The organism is Streptomyces sp. NPDC029836 (assembly GCF_055574495.1).
The window spans coordinates 381915-401570 of the sequence record NZ_JBVHZI010000002.1 but is presented as its reverse complement, the minus strand read 5'-3'; the positions used below and the strand labels follow the sequence as shown (position 1 = coordinate 401570).

18 protein-coding genes are annotated in these 19656 nt (G+C 70.7%); 12 read left to right on the top strand and 6 right to left on the bottom strand.

The window, feature by feature from the left end:
- Positions 1–5 precede the first annotated feature (5 nt).
- Positions 6–800, top strand: a complete 795-nt coding sequence (locus ACZ4XJ_RS07625; RefSeq protein ID WP_362877259.1) for a PspA/IM30 family protein — start codon at positions 6–8, stop codon at positions 798–800.
- Between the two features lie 13 nt (positions 801–813).
- Entirely contained in the window at positions 814–1092 is a 279-nt protein-coding gene (gene pspAA, locus ACZ4XJ_RS07620) for a PspA-associated protein PspAA (protein ID WP_362877260.1), read from the top strand.
- Positions 1093–1197: 105 nt separating this feature from the next.
- On the opposite strand, the gene ACZ4XJ_RS07615 is transcribed toward pspAA, so the two are convergent.
- Positions 1198–1971 carry a hypothetical protein gene (locus tag ACZ4XJ_RS07615; RefSeq protein ID WP_362877261.1) on the bottom strand — a complete coding sequence of 258 codons (774 nt, stop codon included), beginning with the start codon at positions 1969–1971 and terminating at the stop codon, positions 1198–1200.
- Positions 1972–2056: 85 nt separating this feature from the next.
- Here ACZ4XJ_RS07615 and ACZ4XJ_RS07610 point away from each other — a divergent pair, with 85 nt between their 5' ends.
- The 3 genes from ACZ4XJ_RS07610 (at position 2057) to ACZ4XJ_RS07600 (ending at position 6975) form a co-directional block, all read left to right on the top strand.
- Entirely contained in the window at positions 2057–2878 is an 822-nt protein-coding gene (locus ACZ4XJ_RS07610; protein ID WP_468495610.1) for an adenosylcobinamide-GDP ribazoletransferase, read from the top strand.
- Between the two features lie 66 nt (positions 2879–2944).
- Positions 2945–3664 carry a response regulator transcription factor gene (locus tag ACZ4XJ_RS07605; RefSeq protein ID WP_362877263.1) on the top strand — a complete coding sequence of 240 codons (720 nt, stop codon included), beginning with the start codon at positions 2945–2947 and terminating at the stop codon, positions 3662–3664.
- A 179-nt stretch (positions 3665–3843) separates the two neighbouring features.
- Positions 3844–6975 carry an efflux RND transporter permease subunit gene (locus ACZ4XJ_RS07600; protein ID WP_468495609.1) on the top strand — a complete coding sequence of 1044 codons (3132 nt, stop codon included), beginning with the start codon at positions 3844–3846 and terminating at the stop codon, positions 6973–6975.
- Positions 6976–7190: 215 nt separating this feature from the next.
- On the opposite strand, the gene nadA is transcribed toward ACZ4XJ_RS07600, so the two are convergent.
- Complete coding sequence (gene nadA / locus ACZ4XJ_RS07595) at positions 7191–8378, bottom strand: quinolinate synthase NadA (protein WP_362879773.1); 1188 nt, start codon at positions 8376–8378, stop codon at positions 7191–7193.
- Between the two features lie 324 nt (positions 8379–8702).
- On the opposite strand from nadA, the gene erpA reads away from it, so the two are divergent.
- Entirely contained in the window at positions 8703–9059 is a 357-nt protein-coding gene (gene erpA / locus ACZ4XJ_RS07590) for an iron-sulfur cluster insertion protein ErpA (protein WP_008738845.1), read from the top strand.
- Between the two features lie 103 nt (positions 9060–9162).
- Here the strand turns inward: erpA and ACZ4XJ_RS07585 are convergent, their stop codons facing one another.
- Both ACZ4XJ_RS07585 and ACZ4XJ_RS07580 read right to left on the bottom strand, forming a co-directional pair.
- A complete protein-coding gene (locus tag ACZ4XJ_RS07585) occupies positions 9163–10641 on the bottom strand; it encodes a hypothetical protein (protein ID WP_468495608.1) in 1479 nt (492 codons plus the stop codon).
- A gap of 93 nt (positions 10642–10734) precedes the next feature.
- Positions 10735–10950 (bottom strand): hypothetical protein, encoded by a 216-nt coding sequence (locus ACZ4XJ_RS07580; protein WP_362879771.1) that lies wholly within the window; start codon positions 10948–10950, stop codon positions 10735–10737.
- 132 nt (positions 10951–11082) lie between these two features.
- Here ACZ4XJ_RS07580 and ACZ4XJ_RS07575 point away from each other — a divergent pair, with 132 nt between their 5' ends.
- Positions 11083–12060, top strand: a complete 978-nt coding sequence (locus ACZ4XJ_RS07575; RefSeq protein WP_362879769.1) for a carbohydrate kinase family protein — start codon at positions 11083–11085, stop codon at positions 12058–12060.
- Positions 12061–12160: 100 nt separating this feature from the next.
- Here the strand turns inward: ACZ4XJ_RS07575 and ACZ4XJ_RS07570 are convergent, their stop codons facing one another.
- Entirely contained in the window at positions 12161–13540 is a 1380-nt protein-coding gene (locus tag ACZ4XJ_RS07570; RefSeq protein WP_362879768.1) for a cysteine desulfurase/sulfurtransferase TusA family protein, read from the bottom strand.
- A 283-nt stretch (positions 13541–13823) separates the two neighbouring features.
- Here ACZ4XJ_RS07570 and ctaC point away from each other — a divergent pair, with 283 nt between their 5' ends.
- From ctaC to ACZ4XJ_RS07550, 4 genes are all read left to right on the top strand, one after another.
- Positions 13824–14849, top strand: a complete 1026-nt coding sequence (gene ctaC, locus ACZ4XJ_RS07565; protein ID WP_362879766.1) for an aa3-type cytochrome oxidase subunit II — start codon at positions 13824–13826, stop codon at positions 14847–14849.
- Complete coding sequence (gene ctaD, locus ACZ4XJ_RS07560; RefSeq protein ID WP_362879765.1) at positions 14846–16579, top strand: aa3-type cytochrome oxidase subunit I; 1734 nt, start codon at positions 14846–14848, stop codon at positions 16577–16579. Before ctaC ends, ctaD begins: the two co-directional genes overlap by 4 nt.
- Positions 16576–16974, top strand: coding sequence for a cytochrome c oxidase subunit 4 (locus tag ACZ4XJ_RS07555; protein ID WP_362879763.1), 399 nt, complete (start codon positions 16576–16578; stop codon positions 16972–16974). The genes ctaD and ACZ4XJ_RS07555 overlap by 4 nt, the downstream gene beginning before the upstream one ends.
- A 154-nt stretch (positions 16975–17128) precedes the next feature.
- Positions 17129–18376 carry a L,D-transpeptidase gene (locus ACZ4XJ_RS07550; protein WP_362879762.1) on the top strand — a complete coding sequence of 416 codons (1248 nt, stop codon included), beginning with the start codon at positions 17129–17131 and terminating at the stop codon, positions 18374–18376.
- 59 nt (positions 18377–18435) lie between these two features.
- Here the strand turns inward: ACZ4XJ_RS07550 and ACZ4XJ_RS07545 are convergent, their stop codons facing one another.
- Positions 18436–18837 carry a DNA-binding transcriptional response regulator gene (locus ACZ4XJ_RS07545; RefSeq protein WP_281204605.1) on the bottom strand — a complete coding sequence of 134 codons (402 nt, stop codon included), beginning with the start codon at positions 18835–18837 and terminating at the stop codon, positions 18436–18438.
- Positions 18838–19035: 198 nt separating this feature from the next.
- Here ACZ4XJ_RS07545 and ctaE point away from each other — a divergent pair, with 198 nt between their 5' ends.
- Complete coding sequence (gene ctaE / locus ACZ4XJ_RS07540) at positions 19036–19656, top strand: aa3-type cytochrome oxidase subunit III (RefSeq protein ID WP_281204606.1); 621 nt, start codon at positions 19036–19038, stop codon at positions 19654–19656.

Below are 19656 nucleotides of genomic sequence, written 5' to 3'. Positions count from 1 at the left end.
AGCCCATGAGCGGTGTCATGAAGCGTATGGGGATGATCTTCCGCGCGAAGGCGAACAAGGCCCTTGACCGGGCCGAGGACCCGCGCGAGACCCTTGACTACTCGTACCAGAAGCAGTTGGAACTGTTGCAGAAGGTGCGCCGCGGCGTCGCCGACGTGGCGACCTCCCGCAAGCGCCTGGAACTGCAGCTGAACCAGCTCCAGGGGCAGTCCGCCAAGCTGGAGGACCAGGGCCGCAAGGCCCTCGCCCTCGGCCGTGAGGACCTCGCCCGCGAGGCGCTGTCCCGCCGGGCCTCGCTCCAGCAGCAGGTCAGCGACCTGGAGGTGCAGCACCAGACCCTCCAGGGCGAGGAGGAGAAGCTGACCCTCGCCGCCCAGCGGCTGCAGGCCAAGGTGGACGCCTTCCGCACCAAGAAGGAGACCATCAAGGCCACCTACACCGCGGCCCAGGCGCAGACCCGGATCGCCGAGTCCTTCTCCGGCATCTCCGAGGAGATGAGCGACGTCGGCCTCGCGATCCAGCGGGCCGAGGACAAGACCGCCCAGCTCCAGGCCCGGGCCGGGGCGATCGACGAGCTGCTGGCGTCCGGCGCGCTCGACGACCGCAGCGGACTGGGCTCCAAGGACGACATCCAGGCCGAACTGGACCGCCTCTCCGGCGGCACCGACGTCGAGCTGGAGCTCCAGCGCATGAAGGCCGAGCTGGCGGGCGGCCCGTCGGCCCAGCAGCAGGCGATCGAGGGCGGCGCCCCCGGCGAGGGCCGGCCGTCGCCGACCCAGCACCGGTTCGACAAGCAGTAGGACGGGGCCCGTCATGATTGTCCGCATCATGGGGGAAGGCCAGGTGGAGATGGCCGACAGCCACTTCACCGAGCTCAACGCGCTGGACGACGAACTGCTCGCCGAGATGGAGCGCGGCGACGAGGAGGGCTTCCGGCGGACGCTGGGCGCCCTGCTGGAAGCCGTCCGGCGCCTCGGCGAGCCGCTCCCGGACGACGCGCTGGAGCCGTCCGAGCTGATCCTGCCCGGACCGGGCGCCACGCTGGACGAGGTCAGGTCCATGCTGCGCGACGACGGCCTGATCCCGGGCTGACCGCGCACCCGACCGCTCCCGATCGGCCGCGGACCGGGAAACCGACGTGCGATGGGCCCGCCCCCGTCGGGGGCGGGCCCATCGCGTCCGGCCGTCCGGTCCCGGTCACCGCGGCGGCTCCGGTTTCTCCAGGGCCGTCCGCTCCGGGTCCGGGGTCCCGCCGATGAAGTTCTCGAACCGGCGGCGCGGGTGCGCCCACCGGCGGTCGTGGTGGAAGGCGCGCAGCCCCGCCTTGGCCCGGGCGCGCGGGCGGTTCACGTAGAACCGCTTGGCGTACGGGGAACCGGGCCGGGCCAGGCGTACCGCGCCGATCAGCGCGACGAAGGGCACCACCAGGCCGAAGATCGCGGTGCGTGCCTTGCCCTTCCACAGGGCGATCAGGGTGAGGAAGAAGTTCGTGGCGGTGTTCATGACCACGAGCCCGCGGTTCTGCCGTTCGTCCGCGGTCAGCTCGTTGACCCCGAAGGGCAGGAAACCGCCCAGCACCAGGGCCACCAGCGCCGCCGTGACCACCACGACCTCCACGCTCTTGCGGCCCTGCTCGCTCCAGTACACGTCGTCGAGGTGCAGGATCAGCGCGAACTCGTCCAGCACCAGGCCGGCGCCGAGTCCGAAGAGCACCGCCGACAAGGCCGCCCCGAAGCCGTGCCGACCGCTGCCGACCGCACCGAACCCGCCGATGATCACGAGGATCACGCCCGGCACCACGTGGTGGACGTGGACCCCGCCCGGGGTGATGTTCTTGAAGGGCCCCCGGCCCGCGCGGATCAGCCGCGTGATCACCCGGGTGACGAGGAACGAGGTCACGAAGGACAGCAGGGCGAGCAACAGCGGGAGCTTCCCCGGTTCGACGATGTTGCGGTACCACCAGTGACCCATCGCACCAGCTCTCTGTGTAGCGGCTCCCGATTTGGCACGTAATACGCAATTTACCGCCCGGCGCGAGCGGGTAGCGTTCCCGCCGATGAAAGATTCGTTCGACGATCCGCCCCCCGTGCCGCCCGGCGAGCGCGCCTCCCTGCCCGACGGGCTCCGCTTCGCGTTCGGCACGCTGACCGTGCTGCCCGCGCGCATCACCCGCTGGGACCGGCCGGCCGCCCGTACCGGCATGGCCTGCGCGCCCGTCGCCGGGCTCGCCGTGGGCCTGCTCGCCGCCGTGCCCGGCGTCCTCCTGCTCCTCCTCGGCGGCGGCCCGCTGCTCGCCGCCGCGGTCACCGTCGCCGTACCGGCCGCGCTGACCCGGGGCCTGCACCTCGACGGCCTGGCCGACACCGCCGACGGACTCGGCAGCGCCAAGCCCGCCGACGCCGCCCTGCGGATCATGAAGCAGTCCGACATCGGCCCCTTCGGGGTCATCGCCCTGTTGATCGTCCTCCTCGTGCAGACGGCCGCCCTCGCCGACGTGTACGCCGACAGCTGGGTCCGGGGCGCGCTCGCCGGCGTGGCCGCCGCCGTCGCCGCCCGGCTCGCGATGACCCTCGCCTCCCGCGCGGGGGTTCCCGCCGCCCGCCCCGGAGGACTCGGCGCGGCCGTCGCGGGCGTCGTCCCGTGCCGCGCCGCCCTGGCCGTGGCCGGCCTGGTCACGGCCGCCGCCGCCCTGGCCGCCCTCCCGCTGGGCCTGCCCACGGCCCTCCAGTACGCCGCTTCGGTCCTGGCCGCCCTGGCCGCCGCCGAGTTGCTGCTGCGCCGCTGCGTGCGCCGCTTCGGCGGCGTCACCGGCGACGTGTTCGGAGCCGTCTGCGAGGTCGCCGCCACCACCGCGCTCGTCCTCCTCGCCCTGGGCTGACCCCGTCCCGTACCCGCCCCGCACCCGTCCCGCCGGTCACGCGGCGCGGCCGTGTACGTTCGGGGCGTGGACGAGAGCGTGGAGCAGACCCAGGACGGCGGCCCCATCAGGGTGCTGCTCGCCGACGACCAGGCGCTGCTGCGCAGCGCGTTCAAGGTGCTCGTCGACTCCGAACCCGACATGCTCGTCGTCGGGGAGGCCTCCGACGGCGCCCAGGCGTACGCCCTCGCCCGCGAACGGCGGGCCGACGTCGTCCTGATGGACATCCGGATGCCCGGCACCGACGGCCTCGCCGCCACCCGCATGATCAGCGCGGACCCGGACCTCGCCGGGGTCCGCGTCGTCATGCTGACCACCTTCGAGGTCGACGAGTACGTCGCCGCCGCCCTGCGCGCCGGCGCCTCCGGCTTCCTCGGCAAGGGTGCCGAGCCCGACGAGCTGCTCAACGCCATCCGCGTCGCCGCCGCCGGCGAGGCCCTGTTGTCCCCGGCCGCGACCAAGGGCCTGATCGCCAGCTTCCTCGCCCAGGGCGGCCACGCCGAGGCCCCCGCCGCCGGCTCCGCGCACGCCGAACGGCTCGCCGCCCTGACCGGCCGCGAACGCGAGGTCCTCGTCCACGTCGCCGCGGGCCTGTCCAACGACGGCATCGCCGCCCGCCTGGAGGTCAGCCCGCTGACCGTCAAGACCCACGTCAACCGGGCCATGGCCAAGCTCGGCGCCCGGGACCGGGCCCAACTGGTGGTCGTGGCGTACGAATCGGGTCTGGTGCGGCCCCGCTCCGACTGATCCCCGGGGTGATCCGCCGGGCCGCGCAGTAGGACGGACTACTGCGGGTGCGGTATGCCGCGCATAAGGACGGGACCTGGGGGCGACGCAACCGCGCCCGCGCGTACGGAAGTCTGGCGTTGCCTCGCGTGTGCCCGACGGCATGCCCTCGTATACGTCACTGCAGAGAGATCCCACCCATGTCCTGGCTGTCCCGATTCAGCCTGGCCCAGAGAGCGCTGGTCGGCCTCGTGTCGATCGTCGCGCTCGTCTTCGGCGCCATAGCCATCCCTCAGCTCAAGCAGCAGCTGCTGCCCTCCATCGAACTGCCCATGGTGTCCGTGCTCGCGCCGTACCAGGGCGCCTCGCCGGACGTCGTCGAGAAGCAGGTCGTCGAGCCGATCGAGGCCACCCTCAAGGGCGTCGACGGCATCACCGGCATCACCTCCACCGCGAGCGAGGGCAACGCCCTCATCCGGGCCACCTTCGACTACGGCGACAGCGGCACCAAGCAGCTCGTCGCCGACGTCCAGCAGGCCGTCAACCGGGCCCGCGTGCGGCTGCCCGCCGAGGTGGACCCGCAGGTGGTCGCCGGTTCCACCGAGGACATCCCGACCGTGATCCTCGCCGTCACCTCCGACAAGGACCAGCAGGCGCTCGCCGACCAGCTGGAGCGCTCCGTCCTCCCCGTCCTGGAGGACATCGACGGCGTCGGCCAGGTCAGCGTCGACGGCGTCCGGGACCTCCAGGTCACCGTCACCCCCGACAACGCCAAGCTCGCGGCCGCCGGCCTCGACGGCGCCTCCCTCGCCAAGGGCCTCCAGGCGGGCGGCGCCGCCGTCCCCGCCGGTTCCTTCGACGAGGAGGGCAAGAACCGCACCGTCCGCGTCGGCGCCGGCTACACCTCGCTCGCCCAGGTCGAGGACCTGCGGCTGAGCCCCGGCCCCGGGAAGCCCGCCGTCCGCCTCGGTGACGTCGCCGCCGTGAAGCAGGAGCCGGCCGCGGCCGCCTCCATCACCCGCACCAACGGCAAGCCCAGCCTCGCCGTCGTCATGACGATGGACAAGGACGGCAGCGCCGTCGCCATCTCGGACGCGGTCAAGGACAAGCTGCCCGAGCTGCGTTCCACCCTCGGCTCCGGCGCCGACCTGACCGTGGTCAGCGACCAGGGCCCGGCCGTCGCCAAGTCCATCTCCAGCCTCACCACCGAGGGCCTGCTCGGCCTGGTCTTCGCGGTGATCGTGATCCTGGTCTTCCTCGCGTCGCTGCGCTCCACCCTGGTCACCGCGGTCTCCATCCCGCTGTCCGTGGTCCTCGCGCTCATCGTGCTCTGGACCCGCGACCTGTCGCTGAACATGCTGACGCTGGGCGCGCTCACCATCGCCATCGGCCGGGTCGTCGACGACTCGATCGTGGTCCTGGAGAACATCAAGCGCCACCTCGGCTACGGCGAGGAGCGCGAGGCGGCGATCCTCACCGCGGTCAAGGAGGTGGCCGGCGCAGTCACCTCCTCCACGCTCACCACCGTCGCCGTCTTCCTGCCCATCGGCCTGACCGGCGGCATGATCGGCGAACTCTTCGGCTCCTTCTCCCTCACCGTCACCGCGGCCCTGCTGGCTTCGCTGCTCGTGTCGCTGACGGTCGTTCCGGTCCTGTCGTACTGGTTCCTGAGCGCGCCGAAGGGCGTGATCGCCGGGGACGCCGAGAGCGCCGCCGAGGCCCGCCGCGAAGCCGAGGAGAAGGAGGCCAACAGCCGCCTCCAGCGCCTCTACGTACGGGTCCTGGGCTTCGCCACCCGGCGCCGGCTGACCAGTGTGGCCCTCGCGGTGGTCGTCCTGATCGGCACGTTCGGGATGACCCCGCTGCTGAAGACCAACTTCTTCGACCAGGGGGAGCAGGACGTCCTGACGGTCAAGCAGGAGCTGGCCCCCGGGACCTCGCTGTCCGCCGCCGACGAGTCCAGCCGCAAGATCGAGAAGCTGCTCGGCTCCGTGGACGGCGTCAAGAGCTACCAGGTCACCGTCGGCTCCTCCGGCTTCATGGCCGCCTTCGGCGGTGGTACGGGCTCCAACCAGGCCTCGTACCAGGTCACGCTGAAGGACTCCGGCGACGCGGACGCCGTCAAGAAGCGCATCGAGGGCGGACTGGCGAAGCTCGACGGCATCGGCAGCACCCGCATCGCCGTCGGCGACGGCTTCGGCAGCCAGAACCTCAGCGTGGTCGTCAAGGCCGGCGACGGAGCCACCCTGGCGAAGGCCGCCGAGCAGGTCCGCACCGAGGTCGCGGCCCTCAAGGACGTCGCCGACGTCCAGAGCGACCTGGCCCAGTCGGTGCCCCGCATCTCCGTCACCGCCACGCCCAAGGCCGCCGACGCGGGCCTGGACCAGGCCACGCTCGGCGCGGTCGTCGCGCAGGCCGTCCGGGGCAACCCGGCGGGCAAGGCCGTACTGGACGACACCGAGCGGGACATCGTCATCCGCTCCGCCAACCCGGCCACCACCCTGGCCGAGCTCCAGGCCCTCCAGGTCGGTCCGGTCAAGCTCGGTGACATCGCCGAGGTCAAGGTCGTGCCCGGCCCGGTCGCGATGACCCGGATCGACGGCGCCCGCGCCGCCACCATCACCGCCCGGCCCGTCGGCGAGAACACCGGCGCCGTCAGCTCCACCCTCCAGACGAAGATCAAGGCGCTGGACCTGCCCGCCGGGGCCTCGGCCTCCATCGGCGGCGTCTCCGAGGACCAGGACGAGGCCTTCGGCTCGCTCGGCCTGGCCATGCTCGCGGCCATCGCGATCGTCTTCATGCTGCTGGTCGCGACGTTCCGCTCGCTGGTCCAGCCGCTGATCCTGCTCGTCTCGATCCCCTTCGCGGCCACCGGCGCGCTCGGCCTGCTGATCCTCACCGGCACCCCCATGGGCGTCCCGGCGATGATCGGCATGCTGATGCTCATCGGCATCGTGGTGACCAACGCGATCGTCCTGATCGACCTGGTCAACCAGTACCGCGCCCAGGGCCTCGGCGTGGTCGAGGCGGTCGTCGAGGGCGGCCGTCACCGGCTCCGCCCGATCCTGATGACCGCCCTGGCGACGATCTTCGCGCTGCTCCCGATGGCGCTCGGCGTCACCGGCGAGGGCGGCTTCATCTCGCAGCCGCTCGCGGTGGTGGTCATCGGCGGTCTGGTCAGCTCCACCCTGTTGACCCTGCTGCTGGTGCCGACCCTCTACACGATGGTCGAGCTCCGCAAGGAGCGCCGCCGGGCGAAGAAGGCGGCCCGGCGGGCGCCCGTCCCGGCGCAGGCCGACACCCAGGACCCGGCCGAACCGGTCGAGGTCTGACCGGCAGGGCCCGTCGCACCCGTCGCACCGTCCCACCCGCCCTACGTCCCGTCCCGTCCCGCAGGTCCGCGTCCCGGGCCTCCGGGAGGGGCTCGGGCCCCGGACGGGCCGGCTGGGGCCCGGCCCGGCGCGGCCCGCGTCGCACCGTTCGTACGCGAAAGGGGCGCCCCCTCGGGGGCGCCCCTTTCGCGTACGCCGCGCCGGCGGCCCGGCCGCTACGGCAGGGCCAGCATCCGCTCCAGGGCGAGCTTGGCGAAGCTCTCCGTCTCCTTGTCGACCTGGATCCGGTTGACGAGGTTGCCCTCGGCCAGGGACTCCAGGGTCCACACCAGGTGGGGGAGGTCGATGCGGTTCATCGTCGAGCAGAAGCAGACCGTCTTGTCGAGGAAGACGACCTCCTTGTCCTCCGCAGCGAAACGATTCGCCAGGCGGCGGACCAGGTTCAGCTCGGTCCCGATGGCCCACTTGGAGCCGGCCGGGGCCGCCTCCAGCGCCTTGATGATGTACTCGGTCGACCCGACGTAGTCCGCCGCCGCCACGACCTCGTGCTTGCACTCGGGGTGCACCAGGACGTTCACGCCGGGGATGCGGGCGCGCACGTCGTTGACGGAGTCCACCGAGAACCGGCCGTGCACCGAGCAGTGACCGCGCCACAGGATCATCTTGGCGTCGCGCAGCTGCTGGACGGTCAGGCCGCCGTTCGGCTTGTGCGGGTTGTAGAGCACGCAGTCGTCGAGGGACATGCCCATGTCGCGGACGGCGGTGTTGCGGCCGAGGTGCTGGTCCGGCAGGAAGAGGATCTTCTCACCCTGCTCGAACGCCCAGTCCAGGGCCTTCTTCGCGTTGGACGACGTGCAGATCGTGCCGCCGTGCTTGCCGGTGAACGCCTTGATGTCGGCGGACGAGTTCATGTACGAGACGGGGACGGTGACATCGGCGATGCCCGCGTCCGTCAGGACGTCCCAGCACTCCGCGACCTGCTCGGCGGTGGCCATGTCGGCCATCGAACAGCCCGCCGCGAGGTCCGGCAGGACGACCTTCTGGTCGTCGGAGGTCAGGATGTCGGCCGACTCGGCCATGAAGTGGACGCCGCAGAAGACGATGTACTCGGCCTCCGGCTTGGCGGCGGCGTCCTTGGCCAGCTTGAAGGAGTCGCCGGTGACGTCGGCGAACTCGATGACCTCGTCACGCTGGTAGTGGTGGCCGAGGATGAACACCTTGTCCCCGAGCTTCTCCTTGGCCGCGCGGGCGCGCGCCACGAGGTTCGGGTCCGACGGGGAGGGCAGGTCGCCGGGGCACTCCACCCCGCGCTCGCTCTTGGGGTCGGCCTCGCGGCCGAGCAGCAGCAGGGCAAGAGGCGTCGGCTGGACGTCCAAGGGCTGGGCGGTGGTCACGACACGCACCCTTTCTGTTCTGCGACGGGGAACTTCGGTCGGCAACTTCGTACGACTTCTCGTCTATTTGACGTTATCTATCATAACCGCTTCATGTCACTTTGACGATGCCGATAGTGTCGATGTGACGCATTCGCCGCCGGGGCCGTCCCGCCGCCGGCCCGGTCGGCCGGCTCCGCCCACCCGCCCGCGTGGGTGTGCGAGCATGAATGTCTGGGACAAGAAGGCAGGACCCGGAATGAATCCGTGGTCCCGCTGGTTGCCACCGACGGCAAGAGTCCGACGTTTCCCCAGCCTCCGGCGGGGAGCCGCCCACTTCGGGAGTGAATGCAGATGTCCGTACAGGACGACAAGACCACTGTGAGCGACGGCATCCTCCTGTCCGACGCCGCCGCCGAGAAGGTCAGGACCCTGCTGGAGCAGGAAGGCCGCGAGGACCTGGCGCTCCGCGTCGCCGTCCAGCCCGGTGGCTGCTCCGGCCTGCGCTACCAGCTCTTCTTCGACGAGCGTTCCCTCGACGGTGACGTCGTCAAGGACTTCGACGGGGTCAAGGTCGTCACCGACCGGATGAGCTCCCCGTACCTGCACGGTGCCTCCATCGACTTCGTCGACACCATCGAGAAGCAGGGCTTCACCATCGACAACCCGAACGCCACCGGCTCCTGCGCCTGCGGCGACTCGTTCAGCTAGTCCGGCCGCGCCGGCCCGGCCGGTAGAGCCGAGAGCAGACGAGGGCCCGGGTCCCGGTCGCATCCGACCGGGACCCGGGCCCTTGCGCGTTCTTCCGGATCCGTTACTGGCGGGGGAGCGGTTTGCCCGTCGTCGCGTCGACCACCTTGCGGTCGCCGAGCGGCTGCTTGAGCGTCACCGTCTCGGACATCTCCTGCGCGATCATGATGCAGGCTCCGCCCGGCTTGTTCGGGGTGTCGGTGATCTTCACCAGCACCGAGGTGCCCTCCTCCCGCGCCTCCACGGCGTAGGTGCTGCACGCCCCGCCCCAGAAGTTCACGGTCAGCTTCCGGTCGGCCTCGGCGTACGAGAACCCGGGCACGGTACGACCCTGCGGGGGCACCGGGGTCCCGCCGCCCTCGGCGGCGGCCGGCTCCACCACGGTGTGGCCCGCTCCGCCGGCCTTGCCCGCCACCTCGAACAGCCAGGCCGGCACCAGGCCCCGGCCGCCGTCGACCGTCCCCGGCGCCAGGCCGAGCACGGCTCCCCGTACGGACTCCGTCCGCGGCGGCTTCATCGGACGCGGCTCCGGGTTGCACGGCACCGTGTCCGTGGCCCCCACGGGCGTGTCCGGGGTCAGCGGGACCGAGGTCGCGCAGCCGCTCGGGTTCGGTCCCGTGCCGTCGCCGGTGTTGCGGGCGTTGAGCCGCGCCAGTGCCTCGACGGCGCCGACCACGGGCCGCTCCCCGGACCGGACCGGGGCCTTCAGCTCACCGCTGCCGGCCACCACGCGGGAGTCCGCGCCCACGCTCACCTTGCTGGACCAGCCCTGGGTGGCCAGGCCGCCCACCACCGGGTCGGCGCTCACCACCCGGACCGCGCCCTGGACGAGCCGGGCGTCCACCTTGGCGTCACCCTGACCCGCGGACGCGAGCACCGGCGCCGCGGCGGCCCTGGCCGCCTCCTCGGACACCGGCGTGCCCGCTCCGCCACCCGGCGCGACGGGGGAGTCCGCCCCGCCCCGCGGCAGGGTCGCCGGGCCGCAGGTGTCCTTGCCCCGCACGCAGTCGTCGCCCGCGCCGTTGCCCGTGCCGTCACCCGTGCCCGGGACGCCTTGGAACCGGGAGAAGCTCCAGGTGCCGGGGGCCTGACGGGTCACCGTGAGTCGGGGCCCCGAGCCGTCGGCGCCCTCGCCCACCTGCCAGACGTCACCGACGAGCCGGGGCGCGCCCTCGAAGCCCAGGGCCTTCGCGAGCCGGGTCACCTCGTCGGAGGTCACCTCGCCGGACGCCGCGAAGGCGGGCGCCGAAGCCGGCGCCTCCGGCAGCGGCACGTCCGCCGTGTAGGTCACCCCGGAGCCGGCGGGGTCCGGCTCCCCGGGGGCGATGCCGGGTCCCGTCGGCGCCCCCGTTCCCGCCGCCTCGCGGGGCGCGGAGGCCGCCCTGTCACCCGTACGGCCGCCATCCGTACCGCCGCCGTGGGCGGTGGAGGCCCAGTAGGCCGTGCCGCCGCCGGCCAGCAGGACGGCCGCCGCGATCGAGCCGATGGCCCAGGACGGCCGCCGTCGTGTGGCGCTTGATGTGTCGGGTTGTTCGCTGGTCACCGATTCGCTCCTTCGCCCGTCCCGCGGTACGTGATGCGGGTGTGACGTGGCAGCGCCGGAACCGGTTCCCCCGGGACTTCCCGAGGGTGGAACTCAGTCCCCGTACGCCGCCGTGGAGGCGATCAGCCGGGCCGAGTCCGGCGGCACGCTGACGCCGTGGATCTGCGAGGGCGCCACCCGGACCGGCCGGGGCCCCTCCGGGACCGTCCAGTGCGGGGCCATCCGGGCGCAGTCGCCCAGCAGCCGTGCGAAGCCGGGCCGCGCGTTCGCGGCGTACTCGACGTGCCCGAAGCCATCGGTGTAGGTCATGGGGGCACGTTAAGCACGCCACGACGAGCGAAGGAAGTCCTACTACGGGGTAGTTTCTGCCGGTCGGCCGCAGGGCCGCGACCGGGTAGTTTTGACTGTCCCCTTGCCGTCCTCCGCAGGAGCGTCCACGCCGTGCGCATCGCAGTCACCGGCTCCATCGCCACCGACCACCTCATGACCTTCCCGGGCCGTTTTGCGGACCAGCTGGTCGCGGACCAGCTCCACACGGTCTCCCTCTCCTTCCTCGTCGACAACCTCGATGTCCGGAGAGGCGGAGTCGGCCCGAACATCTGCTTCGGCATGGGTCAGCTCGGCACCCGCCCGATCCTCGTCGGCGCAGCCGGCTCGGACTTCGACGAGTACCGCGCCTGGCTGGAACGGCACGGCGTCGACACCGACTCCGTACGCATCTCCGAGGTGCTGCACACCGCCCGCTTCGTCTGCACCACCGACGCGGACCACAACCAGATCGGCTCCTTCTACACCGGCGCCATGAGCGAGGCCCGGCAGATCGAGCTGAAGGCCGTCGCCGACCGGGTGGGCGGTCTCGACCTCGTCCTCATCGGCGCCGACGACCCCGAGGCGATGCTCCGCCACACGGAGGAGTGCCGCACCCGCGGGATCCCCTTCGCCGCGGACTTCTCGCAGCAGATCGCCCGCATGGACGGCGACAACATCCGCACCCTGATGGAGGGGGCGACGTACCTCTTCTCGAACGAGTACGAGAAGGGCCTCATCGAGTCGAAGTCCGGCTGGAGCGACGAGGAGATCCTCGCCAAGGTCGGCACCCGCGTCACCACCCTCGGCGCGCGGGGCGTGCGCATCGAGCGGGCCGGTGAGGAGCCGATCGTCGTCGGCTGCGCCGAGGAGACCGCGAAGGTCGACCCGACCGGCGTCGGCGACGCGTTCCGCGCGGGCTTCCTGACCGGCCTCGGCTGGGGCGTCGGCCTGGAGCGGGCCGCGCAGGTCGGCTGCATGCTGGCCACCCTCGTCATCGAGACGCTGGGCACCCAGGAGTACACCCTGGCCCGGGCGCACTTCATGGAGCGCTTCACCAAGGCGTACGGCGACGACGCGGCCTCCGAGGTCCGCGCCCACCTCGCCTCCTGACGCGGACGCACCCCACGCGGACGCACCACCCCGGCCCCGACCCGCCTCCCCGGCGGGCCGGGGCCGTCGCGCGTCGCGGGCCGGGAGCGCCCGGTCCGGCTCAGACCAGCCGGCGCACCGTGTACGCCACGCCCGCCGGCCGGTCCGCCTCACCGAGGTACGCGTGCCCCCGCATCACGCACCAGGCGGGGACGTCCAGGCGCGCGACCTCGTCGTCGGACAGGACGGTCACCGTCCCCCCGACCTGGACGGTGCCGATCGCCCGGGCCAGCTCGATCACCGGCTGCGGACACCGCAACCCCAGGGCGTCCACCTCCACGGACTCCGCGACGGGCGCCGCGGCCGGCGCCTGCGACACGCCGAGCTTCTCCCGTACGCCGGCCACCGCGCCCGGCAACACCTCCAGGAAGCCGTTGACCTGATCGGCGGTGGTGCCCGGCGGCAGGGACACCCGTACGTTCCCCTCCGACAGCACCCCCATCGCCCGCAGCACGTGACTGGGGGTCAGGGTGGAGCTGGTGCAGGAGGAGCCGGACGACACCGAGAAGCCGGCCCGGTCCAGCTCGTGCAACAGGGTCTCGCCGTCGACGTACAGGCAGGAGAAGGTGACCAGGTGCGGGAGCCGGCGCTCGGCGTCGCCCACCACCTCCACGTCCGGGACCAGCCGGGCCACCCGCCGCCGGATCCGGTCCACCAGGATCCGCAGCCGCGCCCCCTCCGCCTCGGCCTCCGCCCGCACGGCCCGCAGCGAGGCCGCCGCCGCGACGATCGCCGGCAGGTTCGCGAAGCCGGGGGAGCGGCCCGACTCCCGTTCGTCGGCGGGGCCGTGGGAGGAGAAGCGGACCCCCTTGCGGACCGCCAGCAGCCCCACCCCGGGCGGCCCGCCCCACTTGTGCGCGCTCGCCGCGAGCAGCGACCACGCCCCCTCGACCGGGCCCCAGCCCAGCGACTGCGCCGCGTCCACCAGCAGCGGCACCCCGGCCGCCGCGCAGGCCTCGGCCGTCCGGGCCACCGGCTGGACGGTGCCGACCTCGTGGTTGGCCGACTGGAGGCAGGCCAGCGCGGTGCCGGGGGTCAGCGCGGCCGCGTACGCGTCGGGGCCGACCGCGCCGAGCCGGTCCACCGCGACCTCCGTCACCGAGCCCCCGGCCGCGGCGTGCGCGTCCGCCGCGTGCAGGACAGAACTGTGTTCGACCGCCGATACGACCAGATGGTTTCCGACCCGTCGACGCCCCGCGAGGGCGCCCGCGACACCCGTGTGAACCGCATGCGTCCCCGAAGGAGTGAACACGAGCTCGTCGGGACGGCAGCCCACGGCCTCGGCCGCCGCCTCGCGCGCCGCGTCCAGCAACAGTCGCGCGCGCCGGCCCTCCCGGTACAGCCGGGCCGGGTCCGCCCAGCCCTCGTCCAGGGCGGCCTGCAGGGCCTGTCGGGCCACGGGGTGCAACGGGGCGGCGGACGCGGTGTCGAAGTACGGCATCGGGCCACGCTAACCCCCGCCCCGCGACGGCCCGGGTCAGGGGCCGTCAGATGTCTTCCGGAGGGCGCCATTCAGGGCCGGATGGCCCGTCCCCCGTACGGCGGATCCACCCCTTCGGGGTCAGTAACGGCGCGTTGGGCACCCTCCCCGCGCGACCCCAAATAGCGTCCAGTAGGGTTTGGTCCGCATAAACATCCAAACCCCTGCCTGCGTCAGGGCCGGCGACCGACCCGAACACGGCCGCGGCCGGCCGCGCGGGCCGAGACTCTCGGGAAGGCGCTACGTGAGTCCCTACGGCTCCGACCGCTCGCCGCGGCGCCCGATGCGGCGGAAGCTGCTGCAGGCGCTGACTGCGGGCGTGGTCCTGGCGACCGCCACTGGTTGCTCGTACACCTGGAAAGACTTCCCCCGCCTCGGAATGCCCACCCCGGTCACGGAGGAGGCGCCTCGCATCCTCTCCCTGTGGCAGGGATCCTGGGCGGCCGCTCTCATCACGGGCATCCTGGTGTGGGGCCTGATCATGTGGAGCGTCATCTTCCACCGGCGTAGCCGGACGAAGATCGAGGTCCCCGCGCAGACCCGGTACAACATGCCCATCGAGGCGCTGTACACCGTGGTCCCGCTCATCATCGTCTCGGTGCTCTTCTACTTCACCGCGCGTGACGAGTCGAAGCTGCTCTCCCTCTCCGCCAAGCCGGCGCACACGATCAACGTGGTCGGCTTCCAGTGGAGCTGGGGCTTCAACTACATCGAGGACGTCGACGGCGACGCGGCCACCCCCCGTTCGAGGGAGCTGCCGAAGCAGTCCGGCGAGGCCGAGAACGGCGCGCCCAGGACGACCACGGTCCCCAAGGAGCTCGACTCCATCCCGGACCGTTTCACCAAGGACTTCCCGGCGGGCGCCGAAGGCGTCTACCAGAAGGGCGTCCCCAGCGACCGGAACCCGCAGACGGGTAACCCGGGGCCGACCCTCTACCTGCCCAAGGGCGAGAAGGTCCGCTTCATCCTGTCGTCGAACGACGTCATCCACTCGTTCTGGGTGGTGCCCTTCCTGTTCAAGCAGGACGTCATCCCCGGTCACACCAACGTCTTCGAGGTGACTCCGTCCCAGGAGGGCACCTTCATGGGCAAGTGTGCCGAGCTGTGCGGTGTCGACCACTCCCGAATGCTCTTCAACGTCAAGGTCGTCTCCCCCGAGGCGTACCGGGCGCACCTGAAGGAGCTCGCCGAGAAGGGTCAGACCGGCTTCCTGCCGGCCGGCATCAAGCAGACCGACCCGGCCCGGAATGCGGAGATCAACAAACTGTGAGCATCCTCAACGAATCTCAGGGTGCCGCCGCAGCCGACTCGTACGAGAACGAGCTGCCGGTACGGCGCAAGCAGCCGGGCAATGTCGTCGTGAAGTGGCTCACCACCACCGACCACAAGACCATCGGCACGATGTACCTGGTCACGTCCTTCGTGTTCTTCATCATCGGCGGGATCATGGCGCTCTTCATGCGCGCCGAGCTGGCCCGACCGGGCACGCAGATCATGTCGAACGAGCAGTTCAACCAGGCGTTCACCATGCATGGCACGATCATGCTGCTGATGTTCGCCACCCCGCTCTTCGCGGGTTTCGCCAACTGGATCATGCCGTTGCAGATCGGCGCGCCCGACGTGGCGTTCCCGCGGCTGAACATGTTCGCGTACTGGCTGTACCTCTTCGGCTCGACCATCGCGGTGGCCGGCTTCGCCACCCCCTCGGGTGCCGCCGACTTCGGCTGGTTCGCCTACTCCCCGCTGTCGGACGCGGTCCGCTCGCCGGGCATCGGCGCCGACATGTGGATCATGGGTCTGGCCTTCTCCGGCTTCGGCACGATCCTCGGTTCGGTCAACTTCATCACCACGATCATCTGCATGCGCGCCCCCGGCATGACGATGTTCCGCATGCCGATCTTCACCTGGAACGTGCTGCTGACCGGTGTTCTGGTCCTGCTCGCCTTCCCGGTGCTGGCCGCCGCGCTCTTCGCGCTGGAGGCCGACCGTAAATTCGGTGCGCACGTGTTCGACGCGGCCAATGGCGGCGCATTGCTGTGGCAACACCTCTTCTGGTTCTTCGGACACCCAGAGGTGTACATCATCGCGTTGCCGTTCTTCGGAATCATTTCCGAGGTCATTCCGGTCTTCTCGCGCAAGCCGATGTTCGGTTACATCGGTCTGATCGCCGCCACCATCGCGATCGCCGGCCTTTCGGTGACCGTGTGGGCGCACCACATGTACGTGACCGGCGGTGTGCTGCTGCCGTTCTTCTCCTTCATGACGTTCCTCATCGCGGTACCGACCGGTGTGAAGTTCTTCAACTGGATCGGCACGATGTGGAAGGGCTCCTTGTCCTTCGAGACACCGATGCTCTGGGCCGTCGGCTTCCTGATCACCTTCACCTTCGGTGGTCTGACCGGCGTCATCCTGGCCTCGCCCCCGATGGACTTCCACGTCTCCGACTCGTACTTCGTCGTCGCGCACTTCCACTACGTCATCTTCGGCACCGTGGTCTTCGCGATGTTCTCCGGATTCCACTTCTGGTGGCCGAAGTTCACGGGCAAGATGCTGGACGAGCGCCTGGGCAAGATCACCTTCTGGACGCTGTTCATCGGCTTCCACGGCACCTTCCTGGTGCAGCACTGGCTGGGCGCCGAGGGCATGGCGCGCCGTTACGCGGACTACCTGGACGCCGACGGATTCACCGCGCTGAACACGATCTCCACGATCAGCTCGTTCCTGCTCGGCCTGTCGATGCTGCCGTTCATGTACAACGTCTGGAAGACGGCGAAGTACGGCAAGAAGGTCGAGGTCGACGACCCGTGGGGCTACGGCCGTTCGCTGGAGTGGGCGACCTCCTGCCCGCCGCCGCGGCACAACTTCCTCACCCTCCCGCGGATCCGTTCCGAATCCCCGGCGTTCGACCTGCACCACCCGGAGATCGCGGCCCTCGACCACCTTGAGGACCACGGCGCCGGCACCAAGGCCGTCAGCGGTGGCAAGGAGGCCGGCAAGTGAAGATCCAGGGCAAGATGTTCCTCTGGCTCTCCTTCTTCATCCTGATCATGGCCGTCGTGTACGGCGTGTGGTCGAAGGAGCCCGTCGGCACCACCGCGCTCTTCCTGGCCTTCGGCCTGAGCGTCATGATCGGCTACTACCTGGCCTTCACGGCCAAGCGCGTGGACGAGATGGCCCAGGACAACCTGGAGGCCGACGTCGCCGACGAGGCGGGCGAGCTGGGGTTCTTCGCCCCGCACAGCTGGCAGCCGCTCTCGCTGGCCATCGGTGGCGCCCTCGCGTTCATGGGTGTCATCTTCGGCTGGTGGCTCATGTACTTCTCGGCGCCGGTCATCCTGGTCGGCCTGTGGGGTTGGGTGTACGAGTACTACCGCGGTGAGAACCAGAACCAGTAGTACCCAGCAGGACCAGCAGGACCAGAAGGACCAGCGGGATCTCGCGGCGTTCGCCGCGCACCTGGGGCCCGGACACCTCTTCGGAGGAGTCCGGGCCCCTCGTTTGCAGTCACCCCGCGCGCCGTAATTGTCATATCTTCATAGCGTTGGCTCCATGAAGCACTCACCGCGTCTTTGGACGGTACTCAGCTGCTCCCTGCTGGTCGCGTCCCTCGGGGCCGGAGCCACCGCATGCGGGTCCGGCGAGAAGAACCCGCTGTCAGTCCGCCCGTACGACGCGGGCGAGCACGTCGCCTTCAACCTGGCCCCCGGCGGTCGCCCCGCCGACCCCGACAAGCCCCTCGAAGTCACCGTCAAGGGCAACGAGTCCCGGATCACCGACGTGACCGTCGTGGACACCCACGGACGCCGCCTGGCGGGTGAACTCTCCGCCAAGGGCGACCGCTGGCACAGCACCGCCTCGATGGCCGCGGGCGTCCACTACGCGGTCACCGTGACCACGGAGAACGGGAGCGGGGCGCAGGGGCAGCGCACGCTGGCCTTCGACACCACCCCGGCCGACGGGGTGCTCAAGGTCGAATTCGGCCCGGACGAGGGCAAGTACGGCGTCGGACAGCCCATCACGGCCGAACTCAACGAACCGGTCAAGGACAAGGCGGCCCGAGCCGTCGTGGAACGGGCCCTGGTCGTCGACGCGGCGGACGGCGTCGAGGGCGCCTGGCACTGGATCGACGACAAGAACCTCCACTTCCGGCCCAAGGACTACTGGCCGGCCAACACCAGCGTCACCGTACGGAGCAACCTGGAGGGCGTCCGGGTCTCCGACGAACTCCACGGCGCCGCCTCGAAGCCGCTCAAGATCGACTTCGGCGACCGGGTGGAGGTCACCACCGACGCCTCCTCGCACTACATGACGTTCCGCCGCAACGGGGAAGTGGTCACGACCCTTCCGGTGACCACCGGCAAGCCCGGCTTCTCCACCCGGAACGGCATCAAGGTGGTGCTCGGCAAGCAGTACTACGTCCAGATGCGCGGTGACACCGTCGGCATCGGCGGCAGCGAGTACTACAACCTGCCCGTCTACTGGGCGACCCGTGTCACCTGGAGTGGTGAATACGTGCACGCCGCGCCGTGGTCCGTCTCCTCGCACGGCGTCGCCAACGTCAGCCACGGATGCACCGGCATGAGCACCGGCAACGCCGCCTGGTTCTACGAGAACATCACCGAGGGCGACATCGTCAAGGTGATCAACAGCATCGGCGACGACATGGACATCTTCGGCAACGGCTTCGGCGACTGGAACATGGACTGGAAGGACTGGAGGGAGGGCAGCGCCCTCCTCAAGGGCACCCAGGAAGGCCGCACTCCCGTCGACCAGGCCCGCCTGCGCCCGACCGTCTAGGAGACCGGCCACGAGCCCCACGAGTCCCTCAGGGGCGCCCGTGGGGCTCGTGGGTCGCTCTACGCGTCCAGGGACAACCGGGGCCGCAGGAGGCCCGCCAGGACCTCCGGGAAGTCCACCGGGTCCACCGGAAGGGTGACAGCGGCGTCCGCGCGGCTCCACGTCGCCAGCCAGGCGTCCTGCGGACGCCCCATCAGCAACAGCACCGGGGGACACCGGAAGATCTCGTCCTTGATCTGCCGGCACACGCCCATGCCCCCGGCCGGCACCGCCTCGCCGTCCAACACGCAGACGTCGATGCCGCCCTCGTCCAGTGCCGTCAGGACCGCCGGAAGCGTCGCGCACTCCAGGAACTCCACCGGCGGCAGGTCCGCCGCCGGCCTGCGACCGGCCGCGAGCCGCACCTGCTCCCGGGTGCCCGCGTCGTCGCTGTAGACCAGAACCCGCGCAGTCGCCCGCATTTCGTTCCTCCACGTGTCCGTGAATCACGCTGATGATGCGCGGGATGCTACTCCGTCCGACCGGCTGTCAACATCGGTTCGCACAGCCCCGCCCGAGACTCCGGAAGGACGATCTGATGGGCCGTTCGGGCCTTGCACACCCCCCTGACACTCCGAACGGCACCCCCCGGGGTGAGGGCGGGATAAGCGACCGACATAATGTCGGTCGTGGCGACAGCAACGACAGTAGATACCGGGCACGCGCACCCGACGGTCAACCGGCCGAACCTCGTCAGCGTCGGAACCATCATCTGGTTGAGTTCCGAGCTGATGTTCTTCGCGGCCCTCTTCGCGATGTACTTCACCCTGCGATCAGTGACGGGTGCCGAGTACTGGACAGAGCAGGCTTCGGCCTTGAATCTGCCCTTCTCGGCAACGAACACGACGATCCTGGTGCTCTCCTCGCTCACCTGCCAGCTCGGCGTATTCGCCGCCGAGCGCGGTGACGTGAAGAAGCTCCGATCGTGGTTCATCATCACGTTCGTCATGGGTGCGATCTTCATCGGCGGGCAGGTGTTCGAATACACCGAGCTGGTCAAGCACGAGGGGATGTCCCTCTCGTCCGGACCGTACGGCTCGGTCTTCTACCTGACCACCGGCTTCCACGGTCTGCACGTGACGGGCGGTCTCATCGCCTTCCTGCTGGTCCTCGGCCGGACGTACGCGGCCAAGAGGTTCACCCACGAACAGGCCACGTCGGCCATCGTCGTGTCCTACTACTGGCACTTCGTCGATGTCGTCTGGATCGGCCTCTTCGCCACGATCTACCTGATCAAGTAG